Raw genomic sequence first — 17202 nt, 5'->3', positions numbered from 1 at the left:
GCTCCCACAGGTACAATGCAGGCCTTGAGGGTGGTGGTATACCTGTGGGAGCCGGCTTGCCGGCGATAGGGCCGGAGCAGGCAACAAAAGGCAATTTTTTTTGACCCGCAAGTCCGGTTCCGCCGCCCGGCAGCCATGGCTCAGAGCGGGTGCCGAAACCCTTCGAATTAGGCTAGAATGCACGGCCTCTAAGCACACCCCTTCCTGAGGCTGTCCCGACGATGTTGATCCTGCGCGGCGCTCCTGCCCTTTCTGCCTTTCGCCACGGTAAATTACTCGAGCAACTGAGCCAGAAAGTCCCCGCTGTTACTGGTTTGTATGCCGAATTTGCCCACTTCGCCGATGTCGACGGCGAGCTGACCGCCGACCAGCAGCAGGTGCTGGGCCGTCTGCTCAAGTACGGCCCGAGCGTGCCGGTACAGGAGCCGAGCGGCCGCCTGTTTTTGGTCGTGCCGCGCCTGGGCACCATTTCGCCGTGGGCCAGCAAGGCCAGCGACATCGCTCACAACTGCGGCCTGCAGTCGATCCAGCGCCTGGAACGCGGTATCGCCTACTACGTTGCCGGCAACCTGAGCGAAGCCGACGCCGAACTGATTGCCGCCGAGCTGCACGACCGCATGACCCAGCGCGTGCTCGGCCAGCTGGAGCAGGCCGCTGACCTGTTCAGCCATGCCCAGCCCAAGCCGATGACCTCGGTGGACATCCTTGGCGGTGGCCGTGACGCCCTGGCCAAGGCCAACATCGACCTGGGCCTGGCCCTGGCCGAAGACGAAATCGACTACCTGGTAAACGCCTTCCAGGGCCTCAAGCGCAACCCGAACGACATCGAACTGATGATGTTCGCCCAGGCCAACTCCGAGCACTGCCGCCACAAGATCTTCAACGCCAGTTGGGACATCGACGGCCAGGCTCAGGAAAAGAGCCTGTTCGGCATGATCAAGAACACCTACCAGATGCACAACGAAGGTGTGCTGTCTGCGTACAAGGACAACGCCTCGGTGATCGTCGGCAACGTTGCCGGCCGTTTCTTCCCGAACCCTGAAACCCGCCAGTACGGCGCGGTGCAGGAGCCGGTGCACATCCTGATGAAGGTCGAGACGCACAACCACCCGACCGCCATCGCCCCGTTCTCTGGCGCCTCCACCGGCTCCGGCGGTGAAATCCGCGACGAAGGCGCGACCGGCCGTGGCGCCAAGCCCAAGGCTGGCCTGACCGGCTTCACCGTGTCCAACCTGCGTATCCCTGGCTTCGAACAGCCGTGGGAGCAGGCCTACGGCAAGCCTGAGCGCATCGTCGACGCCCTCGACATCATGATCGAAGGCCCTCTGGGTGGCGCTGCGTTCAACAACGAGTTCGGCCGCCCGGCCCTGACCGGCTACTTCCGTACCTTCGAGCAGGCCATCAACACCCCGCACGGTGAAGAAGTGCGCGGCTACCACAAGCCGATCATGCTGGCCGGTGGCATGGGCAACATCCGTGAAGACCACGTGCAGAAAGGCGAGATCACTGTCGGCGCCAAGCTGATCGTGCTCGGTGGCCCGGCCATGCTGATCGGCCTGGGCGGCGGCGCCGCTTCGTCGGTGGCTACCGGTGCCAGCTCGGCTGACCTGGACTTCGCCTCCGTACAGCGCGAAAACCCGGAAATGGAGCGCCGTTGCCAGGAGGTCATCGACCGCTGCTGGCAGCTGGGCGACAACAACCCGATCGCTTTCATCCATGACGTTGGCGCCGGCGGTATCTCCAACGCCTTCCCAGAGCTGGTAAACGACGGTGGCCGTGGTGGCCGCTTCGAACTGCGCAACGTGCCCAACGACGAGCCGGGCATGGCCCCGCACGAAATCTGGAGCAACGAATCGCAGGAGCGTTACGTGCTTGCGGTCAGCGCCGTCGACTTCGAGCGTTTCAAGGCAATCTGCGAGCGTGAGCGTTGCCCGTTTGCCGTAGTGGGTGAAGCGACTGAAGAAAAACACCTGACCGTAAGCGACAGCCACTTCGGCAACACGCCAGTAGACATGCCGCTCGACGTACTGCTGGGCAAGCCGCCACGCATGCACCGTTCGGTTACCCGCGAAGCCGAGCTGGGCGATGACTTCGACCCAAGCACGCTGGACCTGGACAACGCCGTTCAGCGCGTCCTCAGCCACCCGGCCGTGGCCAGCAAGAGCTTCCTGATCACCATCGGCGACCGCACCATCACCGGCCTGGTAGCTCGTGACCAGATGGTCGGCCCGTGGCAGGTACCGGTTGCCGACTGCGCCGTCACCGCCACCAGCTTCGACGTCTACACCGGCGAAGCCATGGCCATGGGCGAGCGTACCCCGCTGGCTCTGCTGGATGCCCCGGCGTCCGGCCGCATGGCAATTGGCGAGACACTGACCAACCTGGCTGCCTCGCGCATCGAGAAGCTGTCCGACATCAAACTGTCGGCCAACTGGATGTCTGCCGCCGGCCACCCAGGTGAAGACGCCCGCCTGTACGACACCGTCAAGGCTGTCGGCATGGAGCTGTGCCCGGAGCTGGGCATTACCATTCCGGTCGGCAAAGACTCGATGTCGATGAAGACCAAGTGGAGCGACGAGGGCGTCGAGAAGAGCGTTACATCGCCAATGTCGCTGATCATCACCGGCTTCGCCCCGGTCACCGACATCCGCAAGACCCTGACCCCGCAACTGCGCATGGACAAGGGCGAGACCGACCTGATCCTGATCGACCTTGGCCGCGGCAAGAACCGCATGGGCGCCTCGATCCTGGCACAGACCTACGGCAAGATCGCCGCCCAGGCACCGGACGTCGATGACGCCGAAGACCTGAAGGCGTTCTTCGCCGTGATCCAGGGCCTGAACGAAGATGGCCACCTGCTGGCCTACCACGACCGCTCCGACGGCGGCCTGGTCACCACCGTGCTGGAAATGGCCTTCGCCGGCCACTGCGGCCTCGATCTGCACCTCGACCCGCTGACCGACAGCAAGGGCGACGTGCCGGCCATCCTCTTCAACGAAGAGCTGGGTGCGGTCATCCAGGTTCGCCAGGATGCTACCCCCGACGTACTGGCACAGTTCAGCGCCGCTGGCCTGGGTGAAGGTTGCGTCGCGGTGATCGGCAAGCCGGTCAATAACGGTGAAGTGTCCATCAGCCTGAACGGTGAAGTGCTGTTCGACGACGACCGCCGCATGCTGCAGCGCCAGTGGGCCGAGACCAGCTACCAGATCCAGCGCCTGCGCGACAACGCCGACTGCGCCGACCAGGAATTCGACCTGCTGCTGGAGGAAGACAACCCGGGCCTGTCGGTCAAGCTGGGCTTCGATGTCAACGACGACATCGCCGCGCCGTACATCAAGAAGGGCGTGCGCCCGCAAGTGGCCATCCTGCGCGAGCAGGGCGTCAACGGCCAGGTCGAGATGGCAGCCGCCTTCGACCGTGCCGGCTTCGCCGCCATCGACGTGCACATGAGCGACATCCTCGCTGGCCGTGTCGACTTCGAAGCCTTCAAGGGCCTGGTCGCCTGCGGTGGCTTCTCCTACGGCGACGTGCTGGGTGCCGGTGAAGGCTGGGCCAAGTCTGCGCTGTTCAACAGCCGCGCCCGTGACGCCTTCCAGGCCTTCTTCGAGCGTACCGACAGCTTCGCCCTGGGCGTGTGCAACGGTTGCCAGATGATGTCCAACCTGCATGAACTGATCCCCGGCACCGAGCACTGGCCGCACTTCGTGCGTAACCGTTCGGAGCAGTTCGAAGCGCGTGTGGCCATGGTCGAAGTGCAGAAGTCCAACTCGATCTTCCTGCAGGGCATGGCCGGTTCGCGCATGCCGATCGCCATCGCCCACGGTGAAGGCCATGCCGAGTTCGCCAGCGAAGAAGCACTGCTGGCAGCCGACCTGTCCGGTTGCGTGGCCCTGCGCTACGTCGACAACCACGGCAAGGTCACCGAAGCCTACCCGGCCAACCCGAACGGCTCGCCGCGTGGCATTACCGGTCTCACCAGCCGCGACGGCCGCGTGACCATCATGATGCCGCACCCGGAGCGTGTGTTCCGTGCCGTGCAGAACTCCTGGCGCCCGGATGAGTGGCAGGAAGATGCCGCGCTGATGCGTATGTTCCGTAACGCACGGGTGTGGGTGAACTAAGGCGTGTACAAGCTCGCCTTCTTCGTCCCCGCCAGCCACGTCGAAGTGGTCAAGGCCGCTGTGTTCGCCGCGGGTGGCGGGCGCATCGGTGACTATGACCACTGCGCCTGGCAGACGCTGGGCCATGGCCAGTTCCGCCCGCTGGACGGCAGCCAGCCGTTCCTCGGGCAAACCGGCCAGGTCGAGGTGGTGGAAGAGTGGAAGGTGGAGCTGGTGGTGGCTGACGAGCTGATTGCCCAGGTCGTCGCTGCACTCAAGCAGAGCCACCCGTACGAAACGCCAGCCTACGAAGTCTGGCAGCTCGCCGAGTTCTAGAACGCATCAAGGCTATTCGCGGGTAAACCCGCTCCCACAGGGATCGCACAACTCTCGGATATTGTGCGATCCCTGTGGGAGCGGGTTTACCCGCGAAGAGGCCCTACAATCCAGCCCCAATCTCCTTGCCCTGCCCGGGCCGCTTCAACCACCCACAAGCCAGCAACCCCACCTCGAACAGCACCCACATCGGCACCGCCAGCATCGTCTGCGAAAACACATCCGGCGGCGTCAGGATCATCCCCACCACAAAGCAGCCGACGATCACGTAGGGCCTGCTGCGCCGCAACGTGGCCACATCGGCCAACCCCACCCAGACCACGATAAACGTCGCCACCGGTATCTCGAACGCCAGCCCGAACGCCAGAAACAGCGCCAGGATAAAGTCCAGGTACTGGCTGATATCGGTCATCATCGCCACGCCCTCCGGTGTAACGCTGGCAAAGAAGCCGAACATCATCGGGAACACCAGGAAGAAGGCGAAGGCCATGCCGGCGTAGAACAGCACGATGCTCGACACCAGCAGCGGCAGGGCAATACGCCGTTCACGGCGGTACAGCCCCGGCGCCAGAAAGCCCCAGGCCTGGTGCAGCAGCAGTGGCATGGCGACGAACACTGCGCACATCGCGGTCAGCTTGAACGGTGTCAGGAACGGCGAAGTGACGCTGGTGGCGATCATGCTCGCGCCTTCCGGCAAGAAGCGCCGCAGCGGTTCGGAAACCAGCGTGTACAGCGTCTGGGCGAAGGGGAACAGGCCGGCGAACACCAACGCCACCAGCGCCAGGCAACGCACCAGGCGTTTGCGCAGGTCGCGCAGGTGTTCGGTCAGCGGCATGCTCGCCGCCGGGTCCATGGCAATGCTCATGAAAGGTTTTCCTTGGGGGGAACGACCGTGGCCGCATCATTGGCCGGCTCTGCTTTCAGGCTGATGCCTTGGCGGATCTCCTGTTCCAGGCGCTGCAATGGCGCCCTGTCGAGATCGGGTAGCTCGACAGGGCGCAGTTCGATCTCCCGCTCTACCTGCGTGCGCAGGGCGTGCATGGCCCTGCGTGCCTGGCCCAGGCCGCGCCCGAGGGTGCGTGCCGCCACCGGCAGGCGCTCCGGGCCTAGAACCAACAGCGCGACGATGCCGACCAGCAGCAACTCGCTGAAGCCTACCTCGAACATCAGGGTTGACGGTCCGCTTGCGGTTGCTGCGTACCCTGACCGGTCAGCGGGCACTGTTGCTGCACCTGTGTTTGCGCTGCGGAAGTCGCGTCAGTGTCACCGCCCATGGACTTGCGAAAACCCTGGATCGCCTCGCCCACATCGCTGCCCAGGCCCTTGAGGCGCTTGGTACCAAACAGCAGGAATACGATCAGCAGTACGATCACCAGTTGCCAGATTCCAATGCCACCCATTGCGACCACTCCTGTAAGGTCATGAAAAGGAAAGACAATCCTGCCTCGCGCAGATGACGTACACATGACGAATGGTCACTGCCATCTACCTGCAACACCGGGCGTGTTGACTGGCGTCTTTATTCGGCGACAGAGGCAGGCAAGGATGGGTGGCAGGCAACAGCAGGGCGCGGCCCTGCTGATGGTGATGGTGGTGCTGGCGATGTTGGCGGCGGGCATGGCCTGGCTGCTGGAAGATGGCCGGCGCCAGGTCGATGGGGTGCGCCTGTTGCACCAGCGGGTGCAGGCGCGAGCGATGGAGCAGGCCGGCCTGGCCTATGCCGAACAGGCCCTGCGTGACCCCAGCTGGCGGCTTAGCCCGCTGTTCTGGCAGGCCTTGCGCGGGCAGCCGTTGAACTACGATTTTGGCGCTGGCCAGGCGCAGTTGCGGGTGCTCGACCAGCACACCTGTTTCAACGTCAATGCGCTGCTTGGCGCTGACGGCGAGCGAGCTGCGCGCCAGTTGCGGTACCTGCTGGGCGATGACATGGCTGCCGAGCGCTTGGTCGATGCCCTGGGCGACTGGCTGGATGCCGACAGCGATGCCCGCCTGCAGGGCGCCGAGAGCGCCCAATACCTGCGCCAGCAACCACCGCGCCTGGCAGCCAACCAGCCGATGCTCGATACCAGCGAGCTGAACTTGCTACTGGAGCCGGACGCCAGCCGCCAGAGCCGTTACCCGATGCTGTGCGCCTTGCCTCAGACCACCGGCTGGCGGCTGAATGCCAATGCCCTGGGGCTGGAGCATCTGCCGTTGCTGGAAGCGCTGTATGAAGGGCGTTATCCGCGCTCGTTGCTCAGCCGCATCATCAGCGGCCGGCCGGCGTCGGGTTATGTGGATGCAACTGCGCTACGCCAGGCCCTGGGGGCGGTAGATGACGAAACCTTCGAACGGTTGAGCGAAGGGTTGCTGCTGAACAGCGGGTATTTCCTGTTGCAGCTGTCGTTCGCGGAGGAGGGGCGGGTGATACGCAGCGAGTTCCAGGTGGAGGCGCTGGGGGTGGTGCAATGGCATGCCCGGGTGCCGGCGCAGCAGGTGCGGGTGCGCAGCCGGGAGCCGATGGTGTGGTAGGGCTTGAGATTGCCGGGGCTGCTTTGCAGCCCTATCGCGACACAAGGCCGCTCCTACAGGGGAATGCGATCCCTTGTAGGAGCGGCCTTGTGTCGCGATAGGGCCGCAAAGCGGCCCCCGTGCACAAATCGATCAGGCGGTGCCGATCTCCCCGCCATCGATACGCTGGATCACCACCGTCGCAGCCCGCGGCCTTACCGTGGCACCTGCCGGGGTGGCATCGGTGGCCTTGTCGGTATATGGCCAGTTCTCCGGGTGCTGGATATTGACGAACAGCGTCTTGTTGTCCGGGGTAAAGGTAATCCCGGTTACCTCGCAGCCATTCGGCCCGACGAAGAAGCGGCGCAGGTCCACCTGGTTCTGTGCGTTCACCGGCACCTGCTTGCCGCTGGCATCCACCAGGTTGGTGGGGATCACTGCCAGCAGCTGGTCGTTGGTGTAGTCCGTCACGGTGCTCTCGCCGTTGTCGGTCTCGAACCACAGCACGCCACGGCTATCGAAACTCATGCCGTCCGGGCTGGCGAACTGGTTCAGTTCGGTCAGGCCGGAGCGGTTGATGTCGGCGGTGCCGGCGGCGTTGGCGCCGAACACGAAGATGTCCCAGGTGAAGCTCAGCTGGTCGTCGCTGTCGTGCCAGCGGATGATGTGGCCGTGACGGTTCGGGCCGCGCGGGTTGGCTGCATCGACCTTTTCCGGGGTACGCGCGCTGTTGTTGGTCAGGGTCAGGTATACGTCGCCGTTGAGCGGGTTGACCGTGGTCCATTCCGGGCGGTCCATCGGCGTTGCGCCCACGGCATCGGCAGCACCACGGGTGTTGAGGATGATGCCCGGCAGGTCGCCATACAGTGCGCCCAGGGTACTGCCGCCAGTGGTGGCGGTGCCTACGTCCAGCAGCAGCCATACACCGGTGCCGTCGGCATTGAAGCGGGCGACGTACAACTTGCCCTGGTCGAGGTACTTGGCACCGGTGGCCAGGCGGTCGGCCGGGTTGGCATCGGCTGCGTCCCACACCGCGGTCGACACCCACTTGTACAGGTACTCGTTGTTCGAGTCGTCACCCATGTACCACACCAGCGGCTTGCCGGCGACCGGCAGGCCCGGGGCACAGCCTTCGTGGCGGAAGCGCCCCAGCGCGGTGCGCTTGGTGGCCAGGGTGTTGCTGTTGTACGGGTCGATTTCGACGATGTAGCCGTAGGTGCTGGCTTCATTGCGGTAGTCGTCGGTGGCGCTGGCGCCTTTGATGGTGACATCGAAACGGGCGAATTCGTCGTCCACTTCGCTGCTATCACCGGCTGCGGTTTCCCACTTGTACTGGCCACTTGAGGTGCCCACGCCAATGCGGCGCTGGTCTTCGGGGCGGGTGCCCTTGTTGACGAAAATGCCTGGCCAGTTCTCTTCACAGGTCAGGTAGGTGCCCCACGGGGTGTAGCCGTTGCCGCAGTTGTTGTTGGTGCCGCGGCAATGGGTGCCGGCGGTGGAGTACTTGGTCTTGACGTGGTCGGTTCCCCGCAGCGGGCCGGTGATTTCCATGCGCGAGGCAGTAGTGAAGCGGCGGTTGAGCGGGTCGTTGTCGACCACCTGCCAGCGGCCGCCGATTTTCTGCAGGCGCACCACGCCGGCACCGTGTGCGTTGATTTCCTTGCGTACTTCCTCCACCGGGCGCTTGCCGTTCACGTCGGTAGTCGGGCCGGCCGGGTGCAGGGCGGCAGTGTCGATGTACTCGAAGTTGATCGCCAGCAGGCCGTCTTCGGAGCTGCCGTTGATGGGGAAGAAGTGCATGCCGTCATGGTGCATGCCCATGGCGTTGGCCTGGTCGGTCGAGGTGTTGCTGCCGTCGGACTTCCACGGGTTGCCATTGCTGTTTATCGGCGTGCCCCAGGGCGCCAGCACATAGGCGCTGTAGCCGGCGGCAACCACGCAGGCGTCGGTGCGCGAGCCCGGGATGGACTGGAAGCCCAGTGCCAGTTTCGGCACTTCCGGCTCAGTCACGGGTGGCTCGGTGACCGGATCATCGTGATCGGAACCACCACCGTCGAAGCAGCCTGTCAGGCCGGTACCGGCAATCATGGCGATGGCGGCGCCCAGGCTGCCGCGCATCACGCTGCGGCGGCTCAGGTAGGCGTCCATGACGTTGGCCATCGGCAGGTTGCCGCTTTGGTTCCGGTCCAGGTTGTCGCCGGTATCTCGACTCATCAGGGTGTCCTTATGTTGGCTGAGTTAGAGGGAACCGCGACTTTAGTGCGCAAATGTGATGATTCATTGGCAGAAATGTTAAGGGGGTTTTAAAACAACCCGCTCTTACAAGCGTGCTCTACAGATCACTTTGGAATGGCTGTCGGATTTCTGCCATCAAACTGTAATGCCAACGCCGCAACATCCGGGGCCCTGGATGAACATGGATAAGGATGGCGGGTTCGATGGCAAGCAGTGTGCACAGGCGCGAAGTGATCGGCTGGATGGGTATCGGTGCCTTGGCACCGTTGCTCGGCGCCTGCTCCGCCCTTCCTGGGCAGCAGGGAGGCAACGCCAGCCTCGACCTGCTGTACGTGGCCGACACCCTCGATGCCCGCCAGCCTGGCCAGGCGGTGGTGCCGGCCACTCGCCTGGGGCCGGTCAGCCACCTGGGCCGCGCCCCATGGATGACCGGCAGCAGTGCCAGCATCGCCTACCCGCAACTGGCGCCCCTGCTCGATGCCAGCCAGGCTGCATCTGCCCAGCTGGGCGGCTATGCGGTGCTGGCGGCATTGCTCGAGCAGCTGCGCGGCGAGGCTGGCGCTGGCAACAGCCTGACCCTGGAAAACGGCCAGTGCTGGAATGGCAGTGGCCTGGCCTACCTGACCCAGGGCGAAAGCGGCCTGCAGGGCAGCCAGCTGCTGGGCAGTGAAGCGCGGGTCAGTAGCGACGAGCGCGTGTTGTGGCCACAGCGCAGCCCGGCGCTATATCGCCAGGCTGGCACCGTTACCCTGGGCGCCGGGCTGGCAGACACGCAGCGCCGGGCTTTGGGCCTGGAAGCCTTGCACGTCTTCGAACGCGGCGGTGCACGTATTGCCGTGATCGGCGTGACCGACCCCTATGCCCAGGACCAGAAAGCCTCCCTCAAACAGTGGTACCAGTCATTGCAGCCGGTGTTCGAACAGGCCCGACGCGAGGCTGACCTGGTGGTGGCCCTGGCCGATGTCGGTACCGGGCCGGGCTTGTGGCTGGCCGAGCGGGTGCCGCAGATCGATGTGCTGCTGTGCGCCCGCGGCCAGGACCTGTGGCCGGCGCCGGTCGAGGCCAGCCAGGCCAGCGGCCGCCGCGTGCCGGTGCTGTTCGCCGGTTGCCGGGGCAGCGGTGCCTTCCGCCTGCGCTGCCAGCGCGTGGCCGGGCTGTGGCAGTTCGAGGGGCGTTTCTTCCCGGCCTTTGAGCAACAGCTGGCGCCCGCCGCTCAGCAGCGTGTCGGGGCATTGCAGGCAGAACTGCGCCAGCAGCGCGCCGGCCACGCGGCCTGGCTCGATCAACCGCTGGCCCGCGCGCCCCAGGCGCTGTGGCGCCGCGACACCCGAGGCGGCAGCTGGGACCGGCTGCTGCATCAGGCCCTGGCCGACGACAGCAGCATGCCGGTGCTGCTGCCGGGCCTGCGTTATGACTACCCTCTGCCCGCAGGGGCGGCCATTACCCGAGAACACCTGATCAGCCTCACCGGTGGCTACCCGGCACCGGTGGTCGAAGCACCCGCCCGGCAGGTCGAGCAAGTGCTGGAAAACGCCGCGGAGCAACTGTTCGGCGACCCGCTGTTGCTGGACAACAGCCAGGACCTGCCGCGCTGGCAGGGCCAGGCCTGGCGTGTCAGCTACAGCCCGCAAGGCAAGCGCATCAGTGGCCTGGAACCGGTGCAGGGCCTGTGCCGCACCTTTGGCCTGCAATTCGAAACCCAGGCCGGCGAGCCGCTGTGGCAACGGATCGAAGCCTGGCTCGCCCGCCAGGCGAGCGACTGGCAACTGGCGCCGCTGCAGCTGCCCGAATTGCGCTACGTGCAGGGGCACCCGGGCTGGCACCCAAGGCAGTTGGCATCGTGACGCTCGCCTCGCGCTTGCTGACGGGCGCTGGCCTGACCCTGGCCGGCTGGCTGGCGGCCCAGTGCGTGCTGCAACTGGGTCGCCAGCCGCAACCGGCCACTGCGCCCGCAGCGCCCGACAAGCCGCTGCCTGGCTTGATGGTCGGCCATTGGCAGGTACCCGTCGACGACGGTGCCATCGCAATCACGCGCCTGCCGCTGCAATACCTGGGCGGCCTCAAGGCGCAGCCGCTGGCCTCCAGCGTGGTGGTGCTGCGCTATGGCGAGCAGGTGCGCACCTTGGCCCGCGGCCAGCGCCTGGCGCCAGGGATCGTGCTGCAGGACATCGACAGCGATGGCCTGATTTTCAACAACCAGGGGCGGCGTGAACGCCTGCCCTGGCCGCCACGCCCCGTCGTGACCGGCTTCAAGCGGCAAGGATGAACGATGCCTGTCAGATATTGCGTGGCGGCCGCGCTGAGCCTGGCCCTCTCCATGGCCTGTGCTGAAGAGCCGGTGTTCGATGACAACGGCACGCCTATGTACGAGGTGAACTTCGTCGACACCGAACTGGGCGAGTTCATCGACAGCGTGTCACGCATCACCGGCACCACCTTCATCGTCGACCCCCGGGTCAAGGGCAAGGTCACCGTACGCACCGTCGACCTGCACGACGCCGATGCCATCTACGACATCTTCCTGGCCCAGCTGCGCGCCCAGGGCTACGCCACTGTCGACCTGCCCAACGGCAGCGTGAAGATCGTTCCCGACCAGGCTGCTCGCCTGGAGCCTGTGCCGGTGGAGGCGGGAGGGCAGCAGGGGGAAGGCAGCGACAGCGTGGCTACGCGGGTATTCAACGTGCGCAATGCCGCCAGCGAGCAGGTGCTGGGCATTCTCAAGCCCCTGATCGACCCACGGGTCGGTGTGATCACACCTTATCCGGCGGCGCACCAGTTGGTCGTTACCGACTGGCGCAGCAACCTGGAACGTATCGCCAGCTTGCTGCGCCAGCTCGACCGCCCCCAGGACGCACCAGGCACCGGCAGTACCCAGGTCATCTACCTGCGCCATGCCAATGCGGGCGAAGTGGTAAAGGTGTTGCGCGGGCTCAGCCAGGAAGGCATGACGCCCTCTGAAGGTGCGGGCGATGCAGAGGGCAAGGACAGGCCTGTAGTACCCGCCGCCGGCGGCTCGAGCATCCGCCTGGAATACGAAGAGGGCACCAACGCCGTGGTCATGGTCGGCCCCGACAGCGAGCTGGCCGCCTACCGCGCCATCGTCGAGCAGTTGGACATCCGCCGTGCCCAGGTAGTCGTGGAGGCGATCATCGCCGAGGTGTCCGACAGCAGCGCCCAGGAGCTGGGCGTGCAGTGGCTGTTCGCTGACGAGAAGTTCGGTGCCGGCATCGTCAATTTCGGCAGCAACGGGGTAAATATCGCCAGCATCGCCGGGGCCGCCGCCAGTGGCGACAACGAGGCCCTTGGCGACCTGCTGTCCAGCACCACCGGCGCCATGGCGGGTATCGGCCATTTCGGCGGCGGTTTCAACTTCGCCATGCTGGTCAACGCGCTGAAAGGCAAGAGCGGCTTCAACCTGCTGTCCACGCCAACCCTGCTGACCCTGGACAACGCCGAGGCGTCGATCCTGGTCGGCCAGGAAGTGCCCTTCGTCACCGGATCGGTAACGCAGAACAACGCCAACCCGTACCAGACCATCGAGCGCAAGGAAGTCGGGGTGAAGCTGCGCATCAAGCCGCAGATCAACATCGACAACAGCGTGCGCCTGGACATCGTCCAGGAAGTGTCGTCGATTGCCGACACCACGGCTGCCAGCGACGTGATCACCAACAAGCGCGAGATCAAGACCAAGGTCATGGTCGAGGACAACGGCCTGGTGATCCTCGGCGGCCTGATCAGCGACGAACTGAGCACCAGCGACCAGCGTGTGCCGCTGCTTGGCGACATCCCTTACCTGGGCCGGCTGTTCCGCTCCGACGCCACCAAGAACACCAAGCAGAACCTGATGGTGTTCATCCGCCCGCGCATCCTGCGTGACGGGCCGAGCCTGGCCGGGCTCAGCGAAGACAAGTACCGCACCTTGCAGCAGACCACGCCGCTGCAGTTGCCCGCCCTGGCGGATGGGCAAAACGCTACGCCGTTGCTGCAAGTGTTCCCCTCCAGCCGCGCACGGCTGGAAGGCGGTGACTGGTGATGCTGCCTTATCGCCAGGCACGGCAGAGCGGGGTAGCCATGGCCCCGGCGGAGCAGGGCTGGCAGCTGTGGCTGCGGCCTGATGCCGACAGCGCCCAATTGCAGGAGCTGCTGCGCGTGCACGGCCAGCCCAGCCTGCTCGAATACCTGGAGCCTGCACTGTTCGACGAACGCCTCGGCCAGCTGTACCAGGCCGGCGATGCTGCCACCGAGGCGCTGATCGAAGGCATTGGCGACCAGGTCGACCTGGATAGCCTGATGAGCGAAATGCCGCGCATCGAGGACCTGCTGGAAAGCGACGACGAAGCCCCTGTGATCCGCCTGATCAACGGCCTGTTCGGCCAGGCCCTGCGCCTGCGCGCTTCGGACATTCATATAGAAACCTTCGAGCAGAGCCTGGTGGTGCGCCTGCGGGTCGATGGCCACCTGCGCGAAGTGTTGCGCCCACCGCGTGCGCTGTCGGCCATGCTGGTGTCGCGGATCAAGGTCATGGCCCGTCTGGACATTGCCGAAAAGCGTCAGCCCCAGGATGGCCGCATCACCCTGCGTGCGGCGGGGCGCGAAGTGGATGTGCGGGTCTCGACCCTGCCCGGCATCCACGGTGAACGGGTGGTGATGCGCGTGCTCGACAAGCAGGCCAGCCTGCTGGCGCTGGGCAACCTGGGCATGCCGGCGGCGGTGTTGCAGGGCCTGCGCAGTTGCCTGGCACGGCCCAACGGCATCGTGCTGTCCACGGGGCCCACCGGTTCGGGCAAGACCACTACCCTGTATGCCAGCCTCAACAGCCTCAACGACGGCAGCCGCAACATCCTCACTGTCGAGGACCCGGTGGAATACGCTATCGCCGGCATCGGCCAGACTGCCATCAACCCGCGTGCCGGGCTGACTTTTGCCAGCGGCCTGCGCGCTATCCTGCGCCAGGACCCGGACGTGATCATGCTCGGCGAAATCCGTGACCAGGAGACCGCGCAGATCGCCGTGCAGGCCAGCCTCACCGGCCACCTGGTGTTGTCCACGCTGCACACCAACAGTGCGGTGGGCGCGGTGACCCGCCTGCGCGACATGGGCATCGAACCGTTCCTGATCGCCTCGTGCCTGCGCGGCGTACTGGCCCAGCGCCTGGTGCGGCGCTTGTGCAGTTGCGCCGTGGCGCACCCGCTGCAGCCGGCGGAACGCGACCTGTGGCCCGAGCTGGCGGCGCTGGGCAGCAGCTACCACGCGGTTGGCTGCGAGCAGTGCCAGGGCAGCGGGTATGTCGGGCGCCTGGGCCTGTATGAATTCATCGAGCTGGATGCCGGGCTGATCGGCCTGTTGTACGACGGCGCCAGTGAACTGGTCATGCAGGACTACCTGGCCGGACGCCGGCAGAGCCTGGTGGCGATGGCCAGCGACTGCCTGGCCCGTGGCGAGACCAGCCTGGCCGAAGTACTGCGCGTGGTGCAGGGCTGAGCCATGCCGACCTATCGCTACCAGGCCGTCGACCTCGCCGGCAAGACCCACAAGGCCAGCTTGCAGGCCGACAGCGAACGCCATGCCCGCCAGTTGTTGCGTGAGCAGGGCCTGTTCGCACGCCGCTTGCAGCGTCACCAAGCCGGCACCCGACAACCCCGGCGCCAGCGCCTGAGCCGCGCCCAGCTGTGCGAACTGACTCGTCAGCTGGCCACCCTGACCGGTGCCGGCATCCCTCTGGTCGACGCCCTGGCTACCCTGGAACGGCAACTGCGCCAGCCCGCCCTGCACAGTGTGCTGGTGGCATTGCGCGGCTCGTTGGCCGAAGGCCTGGGCCTGGCCCGCAGCCTGGCGCGTCAGGGGGCACCGTTTACCGGCCTGTACTGCGCGCTGGTCGAGGCCGGCGAGCGCTCCGGCCGCCTGGCCCAGGTGCTGACCCGCCTCGCCGACCACCTGGAGCAGGTACAACGACAACAACACAAGGCACGTACTGCGCTGATCTACCCCACCGTGTTGATGGGGGTGTCGCTTGCCGTGGTAGTAGGCCTGATGACCTTCGTCGTACCCAAGCTCACCGAACAATTCGCCCATGCCGGGCAGAGCCTGCCGTTCATTACATCGCTGCTGATCGGCCTGAGCCAAGGGCTGGTGCAGGCCGGGCCCTGGCTTTTGGGGCTGGCCCTGTTGCTCGGCGCGCTCGGCGGCTGGTTGCTGCGCAAGCCGCACTGGTGCCTGCGCCGCGACCAGCTGCTGCTACGCCTGCCACATATCGGCAGCCTGCTGCAGGTGCTGGAGAGCGCGCGCCTGGCCCGCAGCCTGGCAATCCTCAGCGGCAGCGGCGTGGCCCTGCTCGAAGCCCTGCAAGTGGCCACCGAAACCGTCGGCAACCGGCGTATCCGCCTGGCCATGGAGCAGGTGCACCAGCAGGTGCAGGGCGGCACCAGCCTGCATCGCGCACTGGATGCCAGCCAGCAGTTTCCGCCGCTGCTGGTGAACATGGTCGGCAGCGGCGAGGCCAGCGGCACGTTGGCCGACATGCTCGAGCGCGTGGCCGACGACCAGGAGCGCGGCTTCGCCCGCCAGGTCGATACCGCCATGGCGCTGTTCGAACCCCTGATGATCCTGGTGATGGGCGCCGTGGTGCTGTTCATCGTGCTGGCGGTGCTGTTGCCGATCATGCAACTCAACCAGGGCCTGCAACTGTGACGACAAGGAGTACTGCCATGCAGCATCGACGTAACCGCCAGCGCGGTTTCACCCTCATGGAAATCATGGTGGTGATCTTCATCATCGGCCTGCTGATCGCGGTGGTCGCGCCCAGTGTGCTGGGCAACCAGGACAAGGCCATGAAGCAGAAGGTCATGGCCGACCTGGCCACCCTGGAGCAGGCGCTGGACATGTACCGCCTGGACAACCTGCGCTTCCCCAGTAGCGAGCAGGGCCTGGCCGCGCTGGTGAAAAAGCCGGCCCAGGAACCGCTGCCAAGGGCCTGGCGCAGCGACGGCTACGTGCGCCGCCTGCCGGAAGACCCGTGGGGCACCCCGTACCAGTACCGCATGCCAGGCGAACATGGCCGGGTCGACGTGTACTCGCTGGGCGCTGACGGCCTGCCGGGCGGCGAAGGCCAGGATGCCGACCTGGGTAACTGGGAGCTGTAACGGGTGCGCCGTCAGCAGGGCTTCAGCCTGATCGAGCTGCTGGTGGTGCTGGCCATCGCCGGGCTGATGACCGGACTGGCGGTGGCCGGGTTCGGCAACAGCCAGGCCAGTGTCGACCAGGCGCTGCAACGGCTGGCAAGCGAGACCCGGGCGCAGGCCGCGCTGGCCCGGCATGCCGGGCAGCTGCGCGGGCTGCGCTGGAATGGCCAGCGCCCGGAGTTCGTCCGGCGCGAAGATAATGGCTGGGTGGTCGAGGCAGCCGCCCTTGGCGATTGGCCCAAGGGCCTGCGCCCGGACTGGCCGGCCGGCCCGCAGCCGCGCCTGTTGTTCACCCCGCACGGCTGGGCGCAACCGGGCAACGTGCACTGGCGCTGGGCCGATGGCAGCCAGCAATGGGCCTGGAGCCGGGATGGCCGCTTGCAGGTGGTGGTCGCCCCATGAAGCGGCATCAGCGTGGCTTTACCCTGCTGGAGGTGACCGTAGCCCTGGCGATCGCCGCGGTGCTGGCGGTGATCACCAGCCAGGTTTTGCGCCAACGTCTGGCGGTACAGGACAACCTCCAGCAACACCGCCTTGGCCTGCTATGCGCGCGAGAACTGCAAACCCGCTTTGCCGTCGAGCAGTACTGGCCGGCGGAAAACCAGGTTGGCGGTGAGCTGAGCCAGGGCGGCCAGCGCTGCCACTGGCAACTGCAACTACGCCGCACCGGCGTACGCGACCTGCGCCGCGGCGACCTGCTGTTGTTCGCCGACCGCGACCAGCGCCTGCCGCTAGGCCAGTACACCGTGTTTCTGGAGCGGCCATGAGGTACAGAAACCGTGAAGCTTGCGCGGCCCCTGTGGGAGTGGGCATGCCCGCGAAGCAGGCGACTCTGTGTATGGCACCGGCTTCGCCGGTGTTCG

General features: G+C 65.9%; 15 protein-coding genes. 11 read left to right on the top strand and 4 right to left on the bottom strand.

All coding sequences use genetic code 11. The annotated features are described in order from the left end of the window. Positions 1–221: 221 nt before the first annotated feature. Positions 222–4121 (top strand): phosphoribosylformylglycinamidine synthase, encoded by a 3900-nt coding sequence (purL, locus tag IRZ77_RS23575; protein ID WP_196174511.1) that lies wholly within the window; start codon positions 222–224, stop codon positions 4119–4121. 3 nt (positions 4122–4124) lie between these two features. Further along, complete coding sequence (locus IRZ77_RS23570) at positions 4125–4436, top strand: NGG1p interacting factor NIF3 (RefSeq protein ID WP_196174510.1); 312 nt, start codon at positions 4125–4127, stop codon at positions 4434–4436. 103 nt (positions 4437–4539) lie between these two features. Here the strand turns inward: IRZ77_RS23570 and tatC are convergent, their stop codons facing one another. The 3 genes from tatC to tatA are packed head-to-tail and all read right to left on the bottom strand — an operon-like array spanning position 4540 to position 5836. After that, the gene (gene tatC / locus IRZ77_RS23565; RefSeq protein WP_108480185.1) at positions 4540–5301 is read right to left on the bottom strand and encodes a twin-arginine translocase subunit TatC; all 762 of its coding nucleotides are present in this window, start codon (positions 5299–5301) and stop codon (positions 4540–4542) included. Next, positions 5298–5603, bottom strand: a complete 306-nt coding sequence (tatB, locus tag IRZ77_RS23560) for a Sec-independent protein translocase protein TatB (RefSeq protein WP_196174509.1) — start codon at positions 5601–5603, stop codon at positions 5298–5300. The genes tatC and tatB overlap by 4 nt, the downstream gene beginning before the upstream one ends. Next, a complete protein-coding gene (gene tatA, locus IRZ77_RS23555; RefSeq protein ID WP_085600553.1) occupies positions 5603–5836 on the bottom strand; it encodes a twin-arginine translocase TatA/TatE family subunit in 234 nt (77 codons plus the stop codon). Before tatA ends, tatB begins: the two co-directional genes overlap by 1 nt. 145 nt (positions 5837–5981) lie before the next feature. Between tatA and gspK the strand changes: the two genes are divergently transcribed. Then, positions 5982–6947, top strand: a complete 966-nt coding sequence (gspK, locus tag IRZ77_RS23550) for a type II secretion system minor pseudopilin GspK (protein ID WP_046617210.1) — start codon at positions 5982–5984, stop codon at positions 6945–6947. Positions 6948–7079: 132 nt separating this feature from the next. Here the strand turns inward: gspK and IRZ77_RS23545 are convergent, their stop codons facing one another. Then, positions 7080–9140, bottom strand: a complete 2061-nt coding sequence (locus tag IRZ77_RS23545; protein WP_046617211.1) for a PhoX family protein — start codon at positions 9138–9140, stop codon at positions 7080–7082. A gap of 224 nt (positions 9141–9364) precedes the next feature. Between IRZ77_RS23545 and IRZ77_RS23540 the strand changes: the two genes are divergently transcribed. From IRZ77_RS23540 to IRZ77_RS23505, 8 genes are read left to right on the top strand one after another with little or no spacing between them, the layout of a single operon-like run. After that, entirely contained in the window at positions 9365–11005 is a 1641-nt protein-coding gene (locus IRZ77_RS23540; RefSeq protein WP_046617212.1) for a bifunctional UDP-sugar hydrolase/5'-nucleotidase, read from the top strand. Continuing rightward, entirely contained in the window at positions 11002–11427 is a 426-nt protein-coding gene (locus IRZ77_RS23535; RefSeq protein ID WP_046617213.1) for a pilus assembly protein PilZ, read from the top strand. Before IRZ77_RS23540 ends, IRZ77_RS23535 begins: the two co-directional genes overlap by 4 nt. Positions 11428–11430: 3 nt before the next feature. Then, entirely contained in the window at positions 11431–13194 is a 1764-nt protein-coding gene (gene gspD, locus IRZ77_RS23530; RefSeq protein ID WP_178081776.1) for a type II secretion system secretin GspD, read from the top strand. After that, entirely contained in the window at positions 13194–14642 is a 1449-nt protein-coding gene (locus IRZ77_RS23525) for a GspE/PulE family protein (protein WP_085600546.1), read from the top strand. Before gspD ends, IRZ77_RS23525 begins: the two co-directional genes overlap by 1 nt. A gap of 3 nt (positions 14643–14645) precedes the next feature. Then, positions 14646–15848, top strand: a complete 1203-nt coding sequence (gene gspF, locus IRZ77_RS23520; protein WP_196174508.1) for a type II secretion system inner membrane protein GspF — start codon at positions 14646–14648, stop codon at positions 15846–15848. Between the two features lie 17 nt (positions 15849–15865). Continuing rightward, a complete protein-coding gene (gene gspG, locus IRZ77_RS23515) occupies positions 15866–16300 on the top strand; it encodes a type II secretion system major pseudopilin GspG (protein ID WP_013971171.1) in 435 nt (144 codons plus the stop codon). Positions 16301–16303: 3 nt separating this feature from the next. Further along, complete coding sequence (gspH, locus tag IRZ77_RS23510; protein WP_196174507.1) at positions 16304–16741, top strand: type II secretion system minor pseudopilin GspH; 438 nt, start codon at positions 16304–16306, stop codon at positions 16739–16741. Further along, positions 16738–17106 carry a type II secretion system protein GspI gene (locus IRZ77_RS23505; protein WP_046617218.1) on the top strand — a complete coding sequence of 123 codons (369 nt, stop codon included), beginning with the start codon at positions 16738–16740 and terminating at the stop codon, positions 17104–17106. Before gspH ends, IRZ77_RS23505 begins: the two co-directional genes overlap by 4 nt. The last annotated feature ends 96 nt before the right edge of the window (positions 17107–17202 follow it).

It is taken from the genome of Pseudomonas pudica, assembly GCF_015680405.1.
In the GTDB taxonomy this organism is placed as follows: Bacteria; Pseudomonadota; Gammaproteobacteria; order Pseudomonadales; family Pseudomonadaceae; genus Aquipseudomonas; species Aquipseudomonas pudica.
Note: the sequence above shows the minus strand (reverse complement) of the source record. Positions and strands in the feature narration are given on the sequence as shown.

Coding starts and splice junctions, on each gene's coding strand:
- purL (WP_196174511.1), top strand. CDS start 222: ATGTTGATCCTGCGCGGCGCTCCTGCCCTTTCTGCCTTTCGCCACGGT.
- tatC (WP_108480185.1), bottom strand. CDS start 5,301: ATGAGCATTGCCATGGACCCGGCGGCGAGCATGCCGCTGACCGAACAC.
- tatB (WP_196174509.1), bottom strand. CDS start 5,603: ATGTTCGAGGTAGGCTTCAGCGAGTTGCTGCTGGTCGGCATCGTCGCG.
- tatA (WP_085600553.1), bottom strand. CDS start 5,836: ATGGGTGGCATTGGAATCTGGCAACTGGTGATCGTACTGCTGATCGTA.
- gspK (WP_046617210.1), top strand. CDS start 5,982: ATGGGTGGCAGGCAACAGCAGGGCGCGGCCCTGCTGATGGTGATGGTG.
- IRZ77_RS23545 (WP_046617211.1), bottom strand. CDS start 9,140: ATGAGTCGAGATACCGGCGACAACCTGGACCGGAACCAAAGCGGCAAC.
- IRZ77_RS23540 (WP_046617212.1), top strand. CDS start 9,365: ATGGCAAGCAGTGTGCACAGGCGCGAAGTGATCGGCTGGATGGGTATC.
- gspD (WP_178081776.1), top strand. CDS start 11,431: ATGCCTGTCAGATATTGCGTGGCGGCCGCGCTGAGCCTGGCCCTCTCC.
- IRZ77_RS23525 (WP_085600546.1), top strand. CDS start 13,194: ATGCTGCCTTATCGCCAGGCACGGCAGAGCGGGGTAGCCATGGCCCCG.
- gspF (WP_196174508.1), top strand. CDS start 14,646: ATGCCGACCTATCGCTACCAGGCCGTCGACCTCGCCGGCAAGACCCAC.
- gspG (WP_013971171.1), top strand. CDS start 15,866: ATGCAGCATCGACGTAACCGCCAGCGCGGTTTCACCCTCATGGAAATC.
- IRZ77_RS23505 (WP_046617218.1), top strand. CDS start 16,738: ATGAAGCGGCATCAGCGTGGCTTTACCCTGCTGGAGGTGACCGTAGCC.